Here is an 18,977-nt window from a genome sequence, read left to right as displayed (position 1 = left end):
TTTCCTTTGGGAGGAGGTGAATGGCATGAACAAGACAGAACTAATCAATGCTGTTGCGGAAGCTGCTGAGCTCTCTAAAAAGGACGCTACAAAAGCAGTTGATGCCGTTTTTGAAAGTATTCAAAACGCACTGGCAAATGGTGATAAAGTACAATTGATCGGTTTTGGTAACTTCGAAGTACGCGAGCGCGCTGCCCGTAAAGGCCGCAACCCGCAAACTGGCGAAGAAATCGAAATCTCAGCTAGCAAGGTACCTGCATTCAAACCAGGTAAAGCGCTTAAAGATGCTGTAAAATAATTACATACCTTGAGCGTAAAAAAGAGCTGCATAGAATGCGGCTCTTTTTTCATTTGAGTTCATTGAATGACAGAAGAAAATGGTGCTTAAGCTGTATTGCCCATGAACAGGATGCAAACATACAAAAAGCCATTTAGCTTATGAAAGATATCATTCTTTGATACAATAGTAAGCGGGACCTTTCCATTTTTACCGGTTCTAAAAATTTTGATGACTGGAGTGAACAAGATGGCAAACAGCCAATCAGATTATATAGTTATAAAAGCAACTGAGGATGGCGTGAATGTAATTGGACTGACCAGAGGAACGGATACTAAATTCCACCATTCCGAAAAGCTTGATAAAGGTGAAGTCATGATCGCTCAATTCACAGAACACACTTCTGCAATCAAAGTCCGCGGGAAAGCGAAAATTATCACAAGCAATGGTGAAATCGAAAGTGAAATGAAAGAGAAGTAAAGCTCATGTCATAGGAGTCCCCGCTCAACATGAGGTCCAGCCTGGACGAGGGGGCCAATCAGGTTCCAGCGGCCAAGGGGCCGTACCTACTGGAATGATCTTAGCGGCTGACGAATCTGAGTCACTTTCTTTGCTGATTCGGATTCAAGGCCCTCAGCGGCTTTCGGACTTCAGTCTTCCTCCTTGCGAATACAGCTTCTAAATTTTTTTCTATCCTCCGTTCGATAAGATTCAGTGTTCAGTCTTGTTCAAAGGGAAATGACATCAACTCCCTTCATGTGTTGTGTTTCCTTTACCTCATCCGGAGCCATTACAGACCGGATGGCAGCTAACCGTGCCATTCCGCGTTTTGGTGATAAGTCATCATCGAATCACTGAAGATCTTCGTGATTTCTATATCTCATGCGAGAGCCCTCAAATCTGTCCGGCGCTGCACAGCCGCTCCCGCTTTTAGTTTACCGCCTCCATCCCCAGCGGGGCCGGAAGCCTGGAGTGGCGGCCATTTCTTCTTTCTTACTTGGTAGAGTTGTTGTATTCGCCCGCTTAAGCTTATTATGTTATAATATTTGTTGCTGAAACGACTAAGTAGATACATATACGAAATGGGGATTTAGGTTTATGAAACATTTGGACTGTTTTCATCTTGAAGCATCAATAAAACACTATGTCGAAGAGAAGTTATCCTACTCTTATTTGCAAAAGTATATTGATTCTCCGCAAATCGATGAAGACAGGATCAGCTTTTTGCTCCTCCCCTTTATAAAAGGGGAGAACGCGATGGAAGATGAAGAAATCATTCGAGTAATTTCAACAGTCATGTTGATCCAAATCGGCCTCGATACCCATGAAAAAGTAACTAACTCACCTGATGATTCACTAAAGGAAAGGCAGTTGACGGTATTAGCTGGCGTTTATTTCAGCGGCCAATACTATAAAATCCTTTCGGAACTGGAAAACGTCAACTTGATTGCCCTTCTGGCACAAGCAATAAAGACGGTGAATGAAAGCAAGATATCATTATATAAACATGAATTTTTCAATGTACAACAGATTATGGAAAGCGTTAAGACTACTGAGTCGGCTGTCATTAACCATTTTCTTGCCCATTATGGAACAGTTAATTGGCAGGAGCTGGTCAGCGAAGTCTTATTTTTACGGAGGATGGTTTATGAGGAGAGAATGCTGGAACGAGGGATCATCACCCCGCTTCTCCCTTCTCTGACGTCAGCTTTATTTTCCGGTGATACTGGTTCTTCCCTGTCCTTATTACAGAAACAGGAGATGGGAAGGTTGTTTACCGGATATATTATAGAATCGAGAGATAAGATTGCAGAAATGCTGAGAAGCGAATCCGTTGACGTCCGGTTCAATGAAAACCGGATCCTCTCATTGTTAGAACAGACGAGGTCATATACGAAAATTTTTGCGGAAGAGGGTTAATGGATGAACCAGTCAAAAGAGCAGAGAGTTCATACGGTCTTTGAGAAAATCTACGGCAATTATGACAAGATGAACTCGCTTATCAGTTTTCAACAGCATAAGAGATGGCGGAAAGATACCATGAAGAGAATGGTGGTCGAAGAGGGTGCATCTGCACTGGATGTCTGCTGCGGCACTGCCGACTGGACCTTGGCTTTGGCGGATGCTGTTGGAGAAAAAGGCACTATCAAAGGCCTGGACTTCAGTAAGAACATGCTGAAGATTGGTGAGCAGAAGGTAAAGGAATCAGGAAAGAAACAAGTGGAATTGATTCATGGGAACGCGATGGAGCTGCCATTTCAAGATGATACATTTGATTATGTCACAATTGGTTTCGGTCTGAGGAATGTACCGGATTACCTCCATGTACTTAAAGAGATGAACCGTGTCCTGAAACCGGGCGGGATGGCTGTATGTTTAGAAACATCCCAACCAACAATGTTTGGTTATCGTCAGGCCTATTACTTTTATTTTCAATTCCTGATGCCTATGTTCGGCAAGGTATTTGCAAAAAGCTACAATGAATACTCCTGGCTTCAGGAATCAGCGAAAGATTTTCCAGGCATGAAAGAACTGGCGGACATGTTCACTAATGCAGGTTTTGAGAAGGTGACTTACAAGCCTTATACCGGCGGGGTAGCAGCCATGCATATGGGGTTCAAAAAGAATTAATCAAGATAAAAATAATAACTGGGTGGAAATGAAATGAAGTTTAAAATGATATATTCGTTTCTGAAATCGGATATTGACCTCATTGAAAAAGAATTAAAGACGGCTATCGATTCCCGCTCTCCACTTTTAAATGAAGCATCACTTCACTTATTGTCAGCTGGCGGAAAACGAATCCGCCCTGTATTTGTTTTGCTGTCTGCCAAGTTTGGGGATTATGACATCAAGAATATCAAGAATGTAGCAGTTGCTTTAGAACTTATCCACAGTGCATCTCTCGTTCATGATGATGTGATTGATGATGCTGATTTGAGAAGGGGAAAGCCTACAATCAAGTCTCAATGGGATAACAAGACGGCAATGTATACAGGGGATTATATATTTGCACGTTCTTTGGAGTTCATGGCCAAAATTGAAAACGAGGAAGCCCACAAAATCCTTTCTAATGCAATTGTAGAGCTCACTGTAGGGGAAATAGAACAAATCAAGGATAAATACCGATTTGAGCAGGGATTAAAAGATTATTTGAGAAGAATCAAAAGGAAGACTGCGTTGTTGATTGCTGTCAGCTGCCAGCTTGGGGCCATCGCTGCGGGTGCTTCTCCGGAAATACATAAAAAATTATACAGGTTCGGCTATTATGTTGGCATGTCTTTTCAAATCACTGATGATATCCTTGACTTTACCGCCAGTGAGAAAGAATTGGGAAAACCAGCAGGAAGCGACCTCCTGCAAGGAAATATCACATTGCCTGTTTTATATGCCATGAATGATCCCCGTTTGAGAGAGAAAATCATCAAGATTGATGAGGAAGTTGATAGGGATTATTTAAAGACGGTAATAGAAGATATCACAAGTTGCGGAGCGATTGCGCAGTCCCACGAAATGAGTTCCCGTTATTTGAAAAAGGCATTGAAAGAACTCGAGGGGCTTCCAAAGAATGGTGCGAACAAAACGTTGAGGGATATCGCAAACTTTATCGGAAAGCGAAAATTTTAGAAAATTTCAAATGGAAACGTTGCCAAAACCTGAAATCAATGATACCATTTTTTGTGGGCATTCAAATTGAGCCCCATACATACATATCTAGGAGTGGGATTAATGGAAAAGACATTTTTAATGGTAAAGCCTGACGGCGTACAACGCGGTTTGATTGCTGAATTTGTTTCTCGTTTTGAAAAGAAAGGTTTCCAGCTTGCCGGCGCTAAGCTAATGAGTATTTCTAAAGAACTGGCTGAAGAGCATTATGGTGAACATAAAGAGCGTCCATTCTTCGGGGAGCTTGTGGACTTTATCACTTCCGGCCCTGTATTTGCAATGGTATGGCAAGGTGAGAATGTCATTGGTACAGCACGTCAGATGATGGGTGCTACAAACCCTAAGGATGCTGCTCCAGGAACAATCCGCGGTGACTTCGGCATCACTGTAGGGAAGAACGTCATCCATGGTTCTGACTCTTCTGAAAGTGCAGAGAGAGAAATCGGCCTATTTTTCAAAGAAGAGGAATTGGTAGAGTACTCTAAGCTTATGAATGAGTGGATTTATTAATTAATGATTTAAACATAAGAAGCCTGACTTCGGAGGAGAATCTTCGGGAGTCGGGCTTTTTTTCTGTTTTATAGAGGGTATCCATAACTGATGGCTGTTTGGGCTGGTCCCTGATGGAATAGGAGTGGTTTCCCAACACATCACAGAAAGCTCTATTGAATTCAGAAGATAGACAGACGGTATCCCGCCACAGCGTGAGCACTGAAGCTAATTCAGACAAGATAGCGGATTTCCACTGTGTTCCTGATCAACTGAATCTGGATTGAGTGGGATTAAGGTTGTATTTCTGGATTTTGTCCATGAGACATCAGCGATAGTAATTATATTTTTCAATCTGGTTCAGTTTCTGCCTGTTTTGTCCGATATACTAGATAGGCAAGGTATATTCGAATGTTGGAGTGTATAAAAGATGGTATATGATTATGGACATTTCACCAAAGACATATTTAAGAAAACGGGAATCAATCTCTTTCTGTACAAGGAAGCACAGATGAAGAGGAGATTGACTTCGCTCTATGAAAAAAAAGGGTATTCAAATTTCAAAGATTTCTACACAGCGATAGACAAAGACAGGCAGTTATTGAATGAATTTCTAGATAGGATGACCATCAACGTTACAGAATTCTATAGAAACGAGAAACGGTGGGCCGTCCTTGAAGAGAAGATTTTCCCGAGACTCCTGAAGCAAAATAAAAACCTGAAAATCTGGAGTGCTGCCTGTTCAACGGGTGAAGAACCATACACGATTGCCATGGTTCTTTCGAACTATCTCCCTCTATCGGAGATTACCATAAAAGCAACAGATATTGATGATAATGCAATCGCAAAAGCCAGGCTTGGGGTTTATCCGGAGCGTTCCTTGAATGAAGTGCCGGAAACAGCCAAGAAGAAATATTTTTGTCAAGATGGGGATTTTTACGGTGTGTCTTCGCAAATCAAAAATCGGGTTGCCTTCAAAAAACATAACCTTTTGGCAGATCAGTATGATTCCAGCCATGATTTAATTGTCTGCCGGAATGTTATGATATATTTCACTGAAGAAGCGAAAGAAAAAATTTATCACAAATTCAGCGAAGCACTCCGTCCGGGAGGCGTCCTGTTTGTGGGCAGTACCGAGCAGATATTCAATCCTGCAAAATATGGATTGGAGACAGAAGACACTTTCTTCTACAGGAAAAAATAGTAAAGTAAGCACCGGAAAATCTCCCGGTGTTTTTTTTCTTTAAGGTAATAGAGCGAATCTTCTATGTACTCGTGTCCGGAATGTGTTATATTGGTTTACAAAAATATTGAAGCGCGGGAAAGGAGAAGACTTTATGAGATACTTAACAGCTGGAGAATCACATGGTCCGCAACTTACAGCCATATTGGAGGGAATTCCCGCCGGGATGCCGCTAAGTGCGGACGACATTGATCATGAACTTGCAAGAAGGCAGAAAGGGTATGGACGCGGAAGAAGAATGCAGATAGAAAAGGATCGTGTCAACATTGCCGGAGGTGTCAGGCATGGAATGACTCTCGGATCCCCGCTGGCTCTTATTGTTGAAAATAAGGATTGGACTCACTGGACGAAAGTCATGGGGATTGAATCAATTACAGAGGATGAGCATGGGGAAATCAAGAGAAAAATTACACGGCCGAGGCCTGGCCATGCTGACTTGAACGGCGGCATTAAATACGGTCACCGCGATTTAAGGAATGTGCTGGAAAGATCCTCAGCCAGGGAAACAACTGTCCGAGTGGCGGCAGGAGCTGTTGCTAAAAAGCTTTTGAGCCTTCTTGGTATAAAAGTTGCCGGGCATGTAAGGGAGATAGGGGGGATCACAGCTGAAGATATTCAATTCGGAAGTATTGAAGAACTGATAGAAAAAACGGAAAATTCCCCTGTACGATGTTTGGATGAAGAGGCAGCCCATAAGATGATGGCTGCAATTGATTCCGCAAAGAAGGCAGGCGATTCTATCGGAGGAGTTGTAGAAGTCGTCGTCGAGGGGATGCCTCCTGGTATAGGAAGCTATGTGCATTATGACCGCAAGCTTGATGCCAAGGTTGCCATGGCGATCATGAGTATCAATGCCTTCAAGGGAGTGGAATTCGGGCTGGGGTTCGAGATGGCACGAAAACCGGGTAGTGAAGTCCATGATGAAATTGCTTGGGATCGTGAACGCGGCTACTACCGTAAATCCAATCGTCTTGGCGGTTTTGAAGGTGGAATGACCACGGGAATGCCGATCATTGTAAAAGGGGTCATGAAGCCGATTCCGACTCTTTACAAGCCGTTAAAGAGTGTCGATATAGACAGCAAAGAAGAGTTCACGGCAAGTATTGAACGCTCTGACAGCTGTGCAGTCCCTGCTGCGAGTGTGGTAGCTGAATCAGTGGTGGCATGGGAGCTTGCAAACGCCTTGGCGGAACAGTTCAACAGTGATCAATTCGACAGTCTGAAAAGTTCACTGGATGAGTACCGACGTGAATCAAAGGAGTTTTAAAAGTGGATATTCTCCAAATCAAAACTGAATCAAAACAATATCCTGTTTACATAGGAAGCAGCATCTTAAATCAACTCACCCTTTGTTTGTTAGAAAAAGGAATTTCAAGTGTAATGATAATTGCAGATGAAACGGTTCATGGCCTGCATGGGGAAACGCTGAAGAAGCATTTACCTGAAACCATGGATATTTTCACATTTATTGTTCCTGCTGGAGAAGATGCAAAAACGATAGCGGTATATGATGATTGCATGACCTTTGCCATCAAAAAAGGATTGGATCGCCAATCCTGTATCTTGGCTTTTGGCGGAGGGGCATGCGGAGATTTGGCAGGTTTTGTGGCAGCGACCTATATGAGGGGGATAAGGTTTATAGGCGTACCGACAACGATCCTTGCCCACGACAGCTCTGTCGGCGGTAAAGTAGCGGTGAACCATAAGCTTGGCAAAAATCTCATCGGACAATTTCATCATCCTGAAGCAGTCATATATGACACTGATTTTCTTAAAAGTCTTCCATTAAAAGAAATCAGGTCCGGGATGTCAGAGGTCATCAAGCATTCATTAATTTCCAATGAAAAGTTTTACAGAAACTTGATGACAAGTCTCAAGACACTCTCTGTCATTGAACCAGCCTTTCTAATCAACTGTCTAAAACAGGGAATTACCATCAAGTCGGGGATAGTCGAAAGTGATGAAAGGGAGAAGGGTATAAGGGCTTTTTTGAATTTTGGCCATACCTATGGCCACGCTCTTGAAAACCTTGCGGGCTATAAAGAAATATCCCATGGTGAAGCTGTAATGGCCGGGATGGTTTACGCCCTCTTTTTAAGTAAAAAGCTGACGGGACTCTGCTTTGATCTTTCGCAATTCATTATATGGGCAAAGCAGCTTGGGTATCCTCTGTCTTTTTCAAAGAATTATTCATTCGACGAAATATATGCAGTCATGACACGAGATAAAAAGGCCAGCAATAAGATTCCGAAGTTTATCCTGCTCAGTGCTATTGGCCAGCCTGTCTTAATGGAGGCCGGCTATAAGGACCTGAGGGAAGCTCATGATTTTGTTACGGCAATTCAAGGAGTGTAATTATAGGAGAGTTCGTGGTGAAATATACTTAAAAAGATCGAGTTAGAACCAGATTTATGAGCCCGCTACTAATAATGACCTAATCATTCATCGAAGCTACCATCTTGCTGTAGATTAAATAAAGGAAAGTATGGTAGGATAACCTTATGACGCTTTAACGTGATAACGCATTAGAGAACTGAAGAAAAGGGTGGAACTAAGGTGAACTGGAAAAAAGAGATCGATAACTTAAAAGCATATCAGCCAGGGAAAACAATCGATGATGTTAAGAGAATGTATGGATTGGAATCCATTGTAAAATTATCTTCAAATGAAAATCCATTCGGGTTTTCAGTCCGGGTCAAAGAATATTTAAGTAAAGCTGATTTCACCTATTCCATCTATCCTGATGGGTATGCAAAAACGTTGAGAACTTCCCTCTCAGAACACTATGGGGTTGCGGAAGAACAGATCATTCTCGGGAATGGATCGGATGAAATCATACAAATTATTTCCAGAGGATTGCTGAGAAGAGAAACGAATACAGTTATGCCAAAACCGACCTTCCCGCAATATAAACATAATGCCGTGATTGAAGGGGCAGGGGTGAAAGAAGTTGAATTGGATAAGAGTGGGAAGCACGACCTGGAAAATATGCTCGCAGCCATCGATGAAAATACAACAGTAGTTTGGCTTTGCAGTCCAAATAATCCAAGCGGTGAATATATCAGGGAGGTTGAATTGACCTCTTTTCTTGATAGAGTACCATCCCACGTTCTGACGGTATTGGACGAAGCCTATTTTGAATATGTTATAGCTGATGATTATTATGATTCAATTAAATTGATAGAAAAGTACCCGCGCCTGCTGGTTACCAGGACGTTCTCAAAAGCATACGGGCTTGCAGGACTTCGGGTGGGCTACGGAATTGCAAGCGAAGGTATCATCTCCAAGCTTGAACCTTTACGAGAGCCTTTCAATAATAACATTGTTGCCCAAGGAGCTGCCGCCGCTGCATTGACTGATCAAGAATTCATTGATAGATGCCGTACTGATAATCGGAAAGGCATGGAGATGTATTATGATTTATGTGAAGAAACAGGTCTCGAGTATTTTCCATCCCAGGGTAATTTCATTGTGATAGACTTCGGGATTGACGGCGACGAAGTTTTTCAATATCTGCTAAGCAAAGGGTATATCGTACGGTCAGGTAAGGCTCTTGGCTATCCAACGGCTGTCAGGATCACCATTGGGACACCTGAACAAAATAGGGGTTTAATCGAAACAATCAGAAGCTATCTGGATATGAAGAAATAATTTCCCAGAGTTCCGGCTGATGAAGACATACGGAAAAAGAAGGTGAAGCCTGTTGAGAGGGACAGTTCTGGTTGCCGGTTTAGGATTAATCGGGGGCTCTCTATGCATCAGTATAAAAAAAGAACATCCAGAAGCTAACATTATCGGATTTGATAAGAGTGCAAGCGAGATGTCTCTTGCACGTGGGCTGGGAATCATAGATGAAGCGGCAGCCTCTTTCGAACAGGGAGCAGCAGCTGCGGACTTAATTATTCTGGCAGTGCCTGTCATACAAATCATTAAATTGCTTGAAACCCTTCAACTAATTGATGTAAAGGAAAATGTCTTAATTACCGATGCTGGAAGTGTGAAAAGCCCTATAATGAATGCTTCCAAACGATTGCGGAATAGAGGGATTTCATTTGTAGGTGGCCATCCGATGGCTGGTTCCCATAAAAGCGGTGTAAAGGCGGCCAAAGACCTTCTATTTGAAAATGCTTACTACATCCTTACACCTGGCGAAGACACCGCTGCAGATAAGCTGGCTGAACTGCAATCGTGGTTAAAAGGGACACGGGCTAAGTTCCTAGAAATGAATGCTGCGGAACATGATGAACTGACAGGCGCCGTCAGTCATTTCCCGCATTTGATTGCTTCATCTTTGGTCCATACAGCAAAGAGTGCACAGAAGAACTTCCCTTATATATCAAGGCTGGCTGCAGGCGGCTTCAAAGATACGACAAGGATCGCTTCTGCCGATCCGCAAATGTGGAGCGATATCACCTTGCAAAATAGCGAGGTTCTTATTAAACTGCTGCAGGAATGGAAAGATAATACGGATGAATTAATGAAAATCATCGAGGATAAGGACTACGAAAAGACCTACCGCTTTTTTTCTGAAGCCAAAGCATTCAGGGACGGTCTCCCAATAAAGAGCAAAGGAGCCATTCCCGCTTTTTATGATCTGTATGTAGACATCCCTGACCATCCTGGTGTGATTGCAGAAATCACCGCTATTCTTGCCAAAAACGAAATAAGCATAACGAATATAAGGGTAGTGGAAATGAGGGAAGATACTGTCGGCAGACTTGTCATCAGTTTTCAAAGCAATGCCGATCTTGAAAAAGGAAAATCGGTTCTAAGCAAAGAAACTCTATTTGAAGTATTTTGAAATAGATGACGAATACGAATGTAAGGGTGGTTGCTATGATAGATTCTAAGGAGTTAGGAATAAAGAGCAAAGGGTTGAGAGGGCACATAAAGGTGCCCGGCGATAAATCGGTTTCACATCGTTCCATCATGTTTGGTGCCATCGCAAAGGGCACAACCATTATACATAATTTCTTAAAAGCAGATGATTGTTTAAGTACCATGGCCTGCTTCAAGAAAATGGGCGTGGAAATAAAGGAAGATGGCGATAAAGTGGTTGTCCATGGAAAGGGATGGGATGGCCTTATGGAACCGGAAAGCATCTTGGATGTCGGCAATTCAGGGACAACTGCCCGCTTGCTGTCTGGTATATTGGCAGGTCGTTCTTTCCACTCAGTCGTTGTTGGCGATGAATCCATTGCTAAAAGGCCGATGAAACGGGTAACCGGCCCTCTCAGCCTCTTTGGCACTGTTATTGATGGTCGAAATCATGGGGAATATACACCTTTGTCCATAAGGGGAAGAAAGCTTTCTGCTGTTGAATACAAATTGCCTGTTGCAAGTGCCCAAGTGAAATCAGCCCTCATTTTCGCTGCATTGCAAGCTGACGGTGAATCAATCATCACCGAGGCAGTCCCTACCAGAAATCATACGGAAACAATGATACAAAAATTTGGCGGGGAAATTTCAAGTGAGAACGGAGAAATCAGGGTGAAGGGTGGCCAAAGCTTCCAGGGAACCGAAATTGAAGTCCCGGGTGACATATCCTCTGCTGCATTCTTCCTCGCTGCAGGCGCTATCGTTCCGGGTAGTGTATTGACCCTCCCCGGGGTAGGGCTCAATCCCACCAGAACGGGGATTGTAAGAGTATTGAAAGAGATGGGCGCAACAATTTCAGTTGAGTATGATAATGCTGAGGAATATGAGCCTAAGGGCACGGTTAATATAAAAAGTTCGACCTTAAAAGGTATTGAGATCGGCGGTGAAATCATACCCACCTTGATTGATGAAATCCCTGTCATTGCCCTTCTCGCCACACAAGCTGAAGGCCGGACCATCATTAAAAATGCTGAAGAGCTGAAGGTGAAGGAAACGAATCGCATTGATGCAATTGTTTCTCAGTTAAAGATACTTGGTGCAGACATTGAGAGTACTGAAGATGGTATGATCATTAATGGACCAACGCCGCTGCAGGGCGGAACAGTAGATTCACTTGGGGACCATAGAATCGGTATGACACTTGCGGTAGCTGCCCTTATTTGCGAAAATGAAGTGTTCCTGAAGAATGCGGGGGCAGTCAACATTTCATACCCGTCCTTTTATTCAGATTTGAATTCATTATCACAAGGCTGACAAGAAAGGTATTTCTTTTTCACTTTTGAATTAGAAATACCTTTTTGGATTTATCATGATAACTACTATTTTTGTCATTTTCCCTCCTTTTTTTTCATAGCTTGTCTTAAGAGCGGAAGGGAGAATTCGAAATGACCTATATAATTGATGATGTTCCCTGCATTGAATATGACCGGCAAGGAAGAATTTCCATCCTGGTTAAGGATAACCAGATAGAATCGATTAATTTGAATTATAAACGTTATGCATTTCCGCGAATGAACATATCCCCGTTTGTAATGTCACCTGTCCATGTTATGGCAGATCTCGATCTGCCGGAATTCCTGGAATTCAACCATTTTAAATCTTATTTTACAACTGAATTCATTACTAGAGGCTGCACCACGATTATAACTTCATTTTCTTTAGAGTATCTTTCCCAATTTCATGACCATCTCAGCCGAAAAAGGACTTCATTGCTTAATTGTCCAATTGATTATTGCCTCGTGCTGAAATGCAAGGCAGCTTTGCTTTCACCCGAGCTCATGAGACGTATGAAAAGAAACAAAATACCGGCTGTGTTTGTTGAATTTTCAGCGGTTGAAGAGCTTGAAAACATGGCGTGGGGATGGATAAAACAATCATTATATGGTTATCCAGTGGTTTTTTGTCCCCTTATTCCTGCAGAAATCGACAAGAAAGAAAGGACAAAATTGTTGAAAGGATGGCAGGAAATTCTACGAACCGAAGGTATTCCCCATAGTGATGTCCCGTTATCAGCAAAGAAACCTTTGCCTTTGCAGTTTTTGAAAAAAATTGGCATTTATCCGCTTAAAGGGAATTTCAGGGTGGGTGGAGAAATTAGTTATAACCTATATAAAAGCCCAGCCTCTGAAATAGTTGATGAAAGCCAGTCAATTCTTTATGATTATCATATGTTAATTCTTACAGTAAACAAGGGTAAAGTACTTATGTCTAATGGCCAATGTTTTTTTCAACCGGGAATAGGGGAAGAATTGATTGTTAAAACACCCGGCTTTTTAACTTGATCATTACTTGATATAAATCCTATACAAACCCTTCTATAAAGTTGTTGTAGAAGAAAGGAATTTTTGATATGAACTATGCAGAAGAAATGCTTACATCACTAGAAAGTGGAGATTTGGAAAATGCAAAAAAACATTTCAAGTGGGTTAAGAATCTAGGTACAGATGAAGAGAAATTTACTCTTGCAGAGAATCTCTATCACTTGGGATTTTTGGAAGAGGCAAAAGAGCTGCTGGAAATCCTTTTGGCAAAATATCCGGGAGAGGGAGAATTGATTGTGATGGTCGCTGAAGTCCTGGTTGAGCTTGATGATGAAGAAGGGGCACTTGAATTGCTGTCTGAGATGACTGCCGCAGACCCGGATTACCCGCGGGCATTGTTATTGCAGGCTGATTTGTTTCAAATGCAGGGCCTTTTTGAAGTCAGTGAGCAAAAGCTGATTCAAGCAAAGACCATTCTGGCGGATGAGCCAGTGATTGATTTTGCCCTTGGGGAGCTCTATCTTGAAATAGGAAAGTTTCTTGAGGCAATCCGGTCATATGAAAATGTGCTCAAGGGAGGAAAGACAAATGTCGGGGGTGTGGATGTCCATCAAAGGATGGGAGAGGCACTCAGTGCAGGTGGAGATTTCGAACAGGCGCTTGGCCATTATGAAAAAGCATTGGATGAGCACCTGGAAATCAATACATTGTTCGGATATGCCTTTACAGCCTATCAAGCGGGACATTATGCAAGAGCAGTCGAAAAGCTGGAAGCAGTAAAAGAATTGGACCCTGACTATACCTCGGTTTACCTGCTCCTTTCCAAGGCCTATGAGCATGAGGAAGAACTAGAAAAAAGCCTGGAAACAGTGAAAGAAGGAATTGGACATGACGAGTTCAACAAAGAGCTCCTCTTCTACGGGGGGAAGATTTCGCTGAAACTCGGAAATGAATCGGAGGCAGAACAATTCATCCGTGAATCATTGGCTCTTGACCAAGGGTATATGGAAGCAGCCTTAACACTTAATAAACTTTTCCTGAAGCAGGGAAGATACGAGGATATCCTGGAAATCATCAAGTTAATGGAGAGTGAAGGGGAGGAAGAGCCTCAGCTCCATTGGGATGCAGCCATTGCTTTTGAGAAAACAGAGAATTATAAAGAAGCATTAAAACAATACCGTCTTGCATATACTTTCTTTAAAGAACATCCAGATTTTCTTCAGGAATATGGTTATTTCCTTATTGAAGAAGGAAAACACGGAGACGCACGAGAAGTATTTACTGAACTATTAAAGAATGACCCTTCTAATGAAGAATGGGCGATGGTCATCCAAAGGCTGGAAGAATAGCACACAGGTTTTTGGCGGGTAATAATACGCAGAGGAGGGAAAAGAATGGAGACCCCTGTATCTGTCAACGAGAAAAAGGATTTCATCCGGTGGTTCTTGAATCGATATCAGCTGAAGAGACGCGAATGTGTCTGGATATTAAATTACCTTATGAGTCACGACCAATTAATGAAGAAAGTACACTTTGTCGAGGAAGCGCAGTATTGCCCAAGAGGGTTGATCATGTCCAGCCACTGTGTAGAGGAAGTGCCATTCAGGTTTTATAAAGAAAATATAATGACGACTGATGCGGAAAAATCCTTTCATGATATCAGACTGAATAAGGATGAGGATATCTATATCCAACTGAACTTCAGCAAATCCAACGCTTCTTATCAATACGCAGCGGTGCTGGAAGAAAATCCATTCATGCCGAAATATCTGCTGATTAATGAAAAGGACAGGATCATCGCAGAGCAGTTCCTGAAAAGCAGTATAGAAACCTATCAAAAGCAGAAACTCCTTGATGCGATCGATGAAGCATTGGACCGGAATGATAAAGAAGAATTTAAAAGTCTCACCTTACAATTAAAAAATATGCCAGGTTAATAAACCGGGAGAGCTGACTTTGTGGTCAGCTCTCAGACCGTAGACAAACCCTACTTCAACCTTTTGATTGAAGTAGGTCAACGCGAATCACTCGCTGTATGGAATGAATAAGCAAATAGTTTCTCACGTTCCTCTTTGACATACCACTTTTAGGGTCTGTGGTACTAACCTTGATTTCTTTCGTCTCTTCTTTATTCTGTGGGGGGAAGGGCTTTTTTCTATGTTCCTCGCGAACGATATTAATCTCTTCATCCAATGGAGCCTGATTTTTTATGTTTGGTGTCAAAACCAGATTTAATTCACAAAAGGTTGATTGGAGCGGAAGGCGTACGATCTCCTGCGGGATCAGCGTGACAGGTGAGACCCCGCAGGCGAAGCTGAGGAGGCTCACCGCACGCCCCGCGGAGTCGTGCGCCTTTAGCGGAAATCAACTATTCATTCCAACCACCCAAGTTTTTAGTTAAGTAGTAGTTAACTTAATTATACAAAAAAAGCTTGTAGACATGGTCCAAATCTTGGACTTTGTCTACAAGCTGAGAGCTGACTTTGTAGTCAGCTCTTTTTGTTTGGATGTTTCGCAAACATTGCCGGAGGTTGGGCTATGTGTTGATTTCTGCAGCAAAGGGCACCGCTGTGAGGGTGTTGCATTGAATAGCGGGAGCATCAGTTCAGCACCGTAGAGTCTGAAGCATTACATCATTGAGATAAAAGAAACACACGAACAGAGTGAGTTAATGTCCATAACCCTTAGACAAGAATGACCATTATTTGAAATTGAGTTGATAACAAAAGAAACCCAAGTCCTGATTTTTCCAGGGACAATCTGGTTTCAGTGGTGAAATAATTGGTCGACTCATCATCAAAAAGTGGAAAGGGCCGTTCAGCGAGCAGATTGTGGACACTTGCATGTGATTAAGGAATCACAAAGAGTCAAGCGATTCGATGATGACTTATTTCAAGGAGTGAGTCTGAAATCCGATAGCTGCCGGCCCTTGGAGCCGGATTCGCAAGGAGTACACCAAATTTCCCTCGATACCGGCCGCTGAATTCCCATCAGTCCGGCGGGGAATGGCCTCCCTTTCTCTCAACTCCTGCTATACCAAGAGTAAAATGACAAAACCCTTTCAAAGATGCCTTTATTTCCAGTTGTGAAAATGCGTATCTGTTGCCAGTTAATGAATCATCTAAAAGAGTCTGAGTATACTAAGCAATAAAATAGAAATAGAGACCAGGCTTTGCTGCTGCCTCTACACTTTCATCCTAAACCATATAGTGATATCATAATCGGGAATAAGGTTAAATAAGAGGTGTAGAATAGTGAATTGGATTGGCAAAGAAGTAGAGCTTTACATGAAAGAAAAACAGTATATTGATACGGCAGTTATACCGCTTCTTCCAATAGGGTTTGAAGAAGCTATGAAAACTTTTGCTGCCCAAGGAGAGTTCATCTCTCTACTATCCATGCATTTGGAACATCAATTTAAAGGGAGGCTGATGTTATTCCCGGCATTCACTTATTTAAATTCAGAAGACAAAGAAATGGCAGAGAAAAGATTGGATGATTGGAAATCAGCAATGAGAGATGCAGGATTTAAATACGTATTTTTCCTTACGTCCGATAGTGACTGGCGTTTCAGCAATGAGGAGCTTGAGCGAAGTCTTATGTGGCTCCCTTCGATTCCTCTTGATACCATGGATGAAAAATATAAGCATTCCATTATGGAAGATCAAGTAAAGCAGCTGTTGAATGTAATCGTCAAGAAATGGCAGGTTGAAGCTTGATTTAATAAGGCAGTTTTCACTTAAAAGGGTGCTTCCGGAAAAATCCCTAAAAGCCGGATTTTCCCCTTGGATACTGGAAGTTTTCTCTCTCAACAGCAAGGACTTTTCTTTCTTGTTAACAAAGGTTTTTCAGCTGAATGGCGGTTGTTTTTTAAAATCTACAATAAATAGCCACAAAGTTTACGAAGAGAGCCTTTAAAAAAGTCACATAGTTGACATCTTTTTCAAGGTCGAGTTATTGACCTCATAGAGAGATTAATATATCATTATTATGTCCTAGTTTTATATTTGTGCGAAAAATGTCCGTCGGACTGACCTTACGATAGAGGGGGGATAAGGATGAGCAAACAACGTGTATCTAGACGTCAATTCCTTAATTATACGCTAACTGGTGTAGGCGGTTTCATGGCTGCCGGAATGTTGATGCCGATGGTTCGTTTCGCGGTGGATCCTGTTTTGAAAGCGGAAGCTGGAGGGGATTTCATTGCAACGAAACAAAAAGTAGATGAACTGACAAATGAACCTGTACGTGTTGATTACAGCTACGAACAAGTAGATGCATGGTACACTTCTGAGGTGACTCAGACGGCTTGGGTTTACAAAGATGAAAAAGATGAAATTGTTGCACTTTCACCTGTATGTAAACACCTTGGCTGCACAGTGAACTGGAATGGTAATCCGGATCATCAGAACAGATTCTACTGCCCATGCCATGGCGGTATGTATGAAAAGAATGGGAAGAATATTCCTGGAACACCGCCTACAGCACCACTGGATTCATTTCCAACACAAGTAAAAGACGGTATCTTATACCTCGGAAAAGCAGAACCAAATAATCTAGTAAAGTAAAGGAGGCGTAATCCGTGCTGAACAAAATGTATGATTGGGTTGATGAGCGTTTGGACATTACGCCTTTATGGCGGGACATCGCTGATCATGAAGTGCCTGAGCATGTTAACCCTGCACATCATTTCTCTGCATTCGTTTACTGCTTTGGCGGATTGACTTTCTTCGTGACAGTCATTCAGATCCTATCTGGAATGTTCCTGACTATGTACTATGTTCCAGATATTCAAAACGCTTGGCAATCTGTATATTATCTTCAAAATGAAGTGGCATTCGGACAAATCGTCCGCGGTATGCACCACTGGGGAGCAAGTCTGGTAATTGTAATGATGTTCTTACATACGTTACGTGTCTTTTTCCAAGGAGCATACAAAAAACCTCGTGAATTGAACTGGGTTGTCGGAGTACTGATTTTCTTCGTTATGCTTGGTCTTGGTTTCACAGGATATCTATTACCATGGGATATGAAAGCACTGTTTGCGACAAAGGTTGGTCTGGAAATCGCAGCTGCAACACCGTTTATCGGGGAACAGGTTAAGACTCTTCTTGCCGGCGACCCTCACATTGTCGGGGCGCAGACGCTTACTCGTTTCTTTGCCATCCATGTGTTCTTCCTCCCTGCAGCATTGCTTGGACTAATGGGAGCTCACTTCTTGATGATCCGTAAACAAGGGATTTCAGGCCCATTGTAAGATATTCGATTCAACAAGGAAATTGATTGAATCACCTTAATTAATAAGGAGGGGACACTATGCATAGAGGAAAAGGGATGAAGTTCGTCGGCGACTCTCGTGTGCCTGCAGAACGTAAGCCTAATATTCCGAAAGATTATTCCGAGTTCCCTGGAAAAACGGAAGCTTTCTGGCCAAACTTCCTTTTGAAAGAATGGTTGGTTGGAGCAGTATTCCTAATCGGTTATCTCTGTTTGACGGTTGCACATCCATCGCCGTTAGAACGAATTGCCGATCCAACGGACGCGGGATATATTCCATTACCTGACTGGTATTTCTTATTTCTTTATCAATTATTGAAGTATACTTATGCATCCGGGCCTTACAATGTCATCGGGGCATTTGTAATTCCAGGACTTGCCTTTGGAGCGCTTCTTCTAGCTCCATTCCTCGACCGCGGTCCACACCGCCGTCCGGTTAAACGTCCTTTTGCGACAGGGTTCATGCTATTGGCTCTTGCCGCGACAGTATTCCTTACTTGGGAATCAGTTGTCAACCATGACTGGGAAGCAGCTGAAAAGCAAGGACAGATCGTTGAGGAAGTTGAAGTCGATACGGAGGCTGAAGGCTACAAAATTTATCAGGAAAACGGCTGTATCAACTGTCATGGTGACACTCTTCAAGGTGGAGCAGCTGCACCTTCCCTTGTTGGTACTGACCATACACCGGAAGAAATTGCTGATATTGCAGTAAACGGTAAGCCGCCTGGAATGCCTGCCGGCCAGTTCAAAGGTTCTGAAGAAGAGCTTGATAAGCTTGCAACGTTCATCTCTGAACTCGGAGGAGAATAATATGAAAAGATCCGGCATATGCTGGATCTTTTTTTTGTTTTAATTTCAGTTTTGTGGATAATCTTTCCGGTTTTCT

19 protein-coding genes and 1 pseudogene are annotated in these 18,977 nt (G+C 42.5%); 19 read left to right on the top strand and 1 reads right to left on the bottom strand.

The features are described 5' to 3' along the window. Nucleotides 1-25: 25 nt before the first annotated feature. The 15 genes from AC4E8A_RS15430 to AC4E8A_RS15360 all read left to right on the top strand — a co-directional run bounded on the left by AC4E8A_RS15430 (nucleotide 26) and on the right by AC4E8A_RS15360 (nucleotide 14,751). Entirely contained in the window at nucleotides 26-298 is a 273-nt protein-coding gene (locus tag AC4E8A_RS15430) for an HU family DNA-binding protein (RefSeq protein WP_113928653.1), read from the top strand. A gap of 228 nt (nucleotides 299-526) precedes the next feature. Beyond that, entirely contained in the window at nucleotides 527-757 is a 231-nt protein-coding gene (mtrB, locus tag AC4E8A_RS15425) for a trp RNA-binding attenuation protein MtrB (RefSeq protein ID WP_490194136.1), read from the top strand. A 618-nt stretch (nucleotides 758-1,375) separates the two neighbouring features. Beyond that, the gene (locus AC4E8A_RS15420; RefSeq protein ID WP_490194134.1) at nucleotides 1,376-2,197 is read left to right on the top strand and encodes a heptaprenyl diphosphate synthase component 1; all 822 of its coding nucleotides are present in this window, start codon (nucleotides 1,376-1,378) and stop codon (nucleotides 2,195-2,197) included. Between the two features lie 3 nt (nucleotides 2,198-2,200). Further along, nucleotides 2,201-2,908 (top strand): demethylmenaquinone methyltransferase, encoded by a 708-nt coding sequence (gene menG, locus AC4E8A_RS15415; RefSeq protein WP_490194132.1) that lies wholly within the window; start codon nucleotides 2,201-2,203, stop codon nucleotides 2,906-2,908. A gap of 33 nt (nucleotides 2,909-2,941) precedes the next feature. Beyond that, nucleotides 2,942-3,904, top strand: coding sequence for a heptaprenyl diphosphate synthase component II (gene hepT / locus AC4E8A_RS15410; RefSeq protein ID WP_490194130.1), 963 nt, complete (start codon nucleotides 2,942-2,944; stop codon nucleotides 3,902-3,904). Between the two features lie 102 nt (nucleotides 3,905-4,006). Next, a complete protein-coding gene (gene ndk / locus AC4E8A_RS15405; RefSeq protein ID WP_490194128.1) occupies nucleotides 4,007-4,453 on the top strand; it encodes a nucleoside-diphosphate kinase in 447 nt (148 codons plus the stop codon). A 409-nt stretch (nucleotides 4,454-4,862) separates the two neighbouring features. Next, entirely contained in the window at nucleotides 4,863-5,636 is a 774-nt protein-coding gene (locus tag AC4E8A_RS15400; RefSeq protein WP_490194126.1) for a CheR family methyltransferase, read from the top strand. Nucleotides 5,637-5,769: 133 nt separating this feature from the next. Continuing rightward, on the top strand, nucleotides 5,770-6,942 hold the full coding sequence (gene aroC, locus AC4E8A_RS15395; RefSeq protein WP_490194124.1) for a chorismate synthase: 1,173 nt from the start codon (nucleotides 5,770-5,772) through the stop codon (nucleotides 6,940-6,942). Nucleotides 6,943-6,944: 2 nt separating this feature from the next. Further along, on the top strand, nucleotides 6,945-8,030 hold the full coding sequence (aroB, locus tag AC4E8A_RS15390) for a 3-dehydroquinate synthase (protein WP_490194122.1): 1,086 nt from the start codon (nucleotides 6,945-6,947) through the stop codon (nucleotides 8,028-8,030). A gap of 201 nt (nucleotides 8,031-8,231) precedes the next feature. Further along, a complete protein-coding gene (hisC, locus tag AC4E8A_RS15385) occupies nucleotides 8,232-9,326 on the top strand; it encodes a histidinol-phosphate transaminase (RefSeq protein WP_490194120.1) in 1,095 nt (364 codons plus the stop codon). A gap of 52 nt (nucleotides 9,327-9,378) precedes the next feature. Further along, entirely contained in the window at nucleotides 9,379-10,476 is a 1,098-nt protein-coding gene (locus AC4E8A_RS15380) for a prephenate dehydrogenase (RefSeq protein ID WP_490194118.1), read from the top strand. Between the two features lie 35 nt (nucleotides 10,477-10,511). After that, a complete protein-coding gene (gene aroA, locus AC4E8A_RS15375) occupies nucleotides 10,512-11,807 on the top strand; it encodes a 3-phosphoshikimate 1-carboxyvinyltransferase (RefSeq protein WP_490194116.1) in 1,296 nt (431 codons plus the stop codon). A gap of 533 nt (nucleotides 11,808-12,340) precedes the next feature. Beyond that, complete coding sequence (locus AC4E8A_RS15370) at nucleotides 12,341-12,835, top strand: hypothetical protein (protein ID WP_490194114.1); 495 nt, start codon at nucleotides 12,341-12,343, stop codon at nucleotides 12,833-12,835. Nucleotides 12,836-12,903: 68 nt separating this feature from the next. Then, the gene (locus AC4E8A_RS15365) at nucleotides 12,904-14,163 is read left to right on the top strand and encodes a tetratricopeptide repeat protein (protein ID WP_490194112.1); all 1,260 of its coding nucleotides are present in this window, start codon (nucleotides 12,904-12,906) and stop codon (nucleotides 14,161-14,163) included. A 45-nt stretch (nucleotides 14,164-14,208) separates the two neighbouring features. Further along, a complete protein-coding gene (locus AC4E8A_RS15360) occupies nucleotides 14,209-14,751 on the top strand; it encodes a ReoY family proteolytic degradation factor (RefSeq protein WP_490194110.1) in 543 nt (180 codons plus the stop codon). 80 nt (nucleotides 14,752-14,831) lie between these two features. On the opposite strand, the pseudogene AC4E8A_RS15355 reads toward AC4E8A_RS15360, so the two are convergent. After that, nucleotides 14,832-15,007: pseudogene (locus AC4E8A_RS15355) on the bottom strand (IS5/IS1182 family transposase); the annotation flags it as partial. A gap of 1,061 nt (nucleotides 15,008-16,068) precedes the next feature. Between AC4E8A_RS15355 and AC4E8A_RS15350 the strand changes: the two are divergent. The 4 genes from AC4E8A_RS15350 (at nucleotide 16,069) to AC4E8A_RS15335 (ending at nucleotide 18,901) form a co-directional block, all read left to right on the top strand. After that, nucleotides 16,069-16,533 (top strand): YpiF family protein, encoded by a 465-nt coding sequence (locus AC4E8A_RS15350; protein ID WP_490194109.1) that lies wholly within the window; start codon nucleotides 16,069-16,071, stop codon nucleotides 16,531-16,533. 339 nt (nucleotides 16,534-16,872) lie between these two features. Next, nucleotides 16,873-17,382 carry a QcrA and Rieske domain-containing protein gene (locus AC4E8A_RS15345; protein ID WP_490194107.1) on the top strand — a complete coding sequence of 170 codons (510 nt, stop codon included), beginning with the start codon at nucleotides 16,873-16,875 and terminating at the stop codon, nucleotides 17,380-17,382. Nucleotides 17,383-17,396: 14 nt separating this feature from the next. Beyond that, entirely contained in the window at nucleotides 17,397-18,071 is a 675-nt protein-coding gene (gene qcrB / locus AC4E8A_RS15340; protein WP_119547195.1) for a menaquinol-cytochrome c reductase cytochrome b subunit, read from the top strand. Nucleotides 18,072-18,130: 59 nt separating this feature from the next. Further along, nucleotides 18,131-18,901 (top strand): c-type cytochrome, encoded by a 771-nt coding sequence (locus AC4E8A_RS15335; protein WP_490194105.1) that lies wholly within the window; start codon nucleotides 18,131-18,133, stop codon nucleotides 18,899-18,901. Nucleotides 18,902-18,977 lie beyond the last annotated feature (76 nt).

Source organism: Bacillus sp. SRL337 (assembly GCF_984799155.1).
Note: the sequence above shows the minus strand (reverse complement) of the source record. Positions and strands in the feature narration are given on the sequence as shown.

What these genes read in the sequence shown, in the direction of transcription:
- AC4E8A_RS15430 (WP_113928653.1), top strand. Translation starts at nt 26, where the DNA reads ATGAACAAGACAGAACTAATCAATGCTGTTGCGGAAGCTGCTGAGCTC.
- mtrB (WP_490194136.1), top strand. Translation starts at nt 527, where the DNA reads ATGGCAAACAGCCAATCAGATTATATAGTTATAAAAGCAACTGAGGAT.
- AC4E8A_RS15420 (WP_490194134.1), top strand. Translation starts at nt 1,376, where the DNA reads ATGAAACATTTGGACTGTTTTCATCTTGAAGCATCAATAAAACACTAT.
- menG (WP_490194132.1), top strand. Translation starts at nt 2,201, where the DNA reads ATGAACCAGTCAAAAGAGCAGAGAGTTCATACGGTCTTTGAGAAAATC.
- hepT (WP_490194130.1), top strand. Translation starts at nt 2,942, where the DNA reads ATGAAGTTTAAAATGATATATTCGTTTCTGAAATCGGATATTGACCTC.
- ndk (WP_490194128.1), top strand. Translation starts at nt 4,007, where the DNA reads ATGGAAAAGACATTTTTAATGGTAAAGCCTGACGGCGTACAACGCGGT.
- AC4E8A_RS15400 (WP_490194126.1), top strand. Translation starts at nt 4,863, where the DNA reads ATGGTATATGATTATGGACATTTCACCAAAGACATATTTAAGAAAACG.
- aroC (WP_490194124.1), top strand. Translation starts at nt 5,770, where the DNA reads ATGAGATACTTAACAGCTGGAGAATCACATGGTCCGCAACTTACAGCC.
- aroA (WP_490194116.1), top strand. Translation starts at nt 10,512, where the DNA reads ATGATAGATTCTAAGGAGTTAGGAATAAAGAGCAAAGGGTTGAGAGGG.
- AC4E8A_RS15370 (WP_490194114.1), top strand. Translation starts at nt 12,341, where the DNA reads ATGAAAAGAAACAAAATACCGGCTGTGTTTGTTGAATTTTCAGCGGTT.
- AC4E8A_RS15365 (WP_490194112.1), top strand. Translation starts at nt 12,904, where the DNA reads ATGAACTATGCAGAAGAAATGCTTACATCACTAGAAAGTGGAGATTTG.
- AC4E8A_RS15360 (WP_490194110.1), top strand. Translation starts at nt 14,209, where the DNA reads ATGGAGACCCCTGTATCTGTCAACGAGAAAAAGGATTTCATCCGGTGG.
- AC4E8A_RS15345 (WP_490194107.1), top strand. Translation starts at nt 16,873, where the DNA reads ATGAGCAAACAACGTGTATCTAGACGTCAATTCCTTAATTATACGCTA.
- AC4E8A_RS15335 (WP_490194105.1), top strand. Translation starts at nt 18,131, where the DNA reads ATGCATAGAGGAAAAGGGATGAAGTTCGTCGGCGACTCTCGTGTGCCT.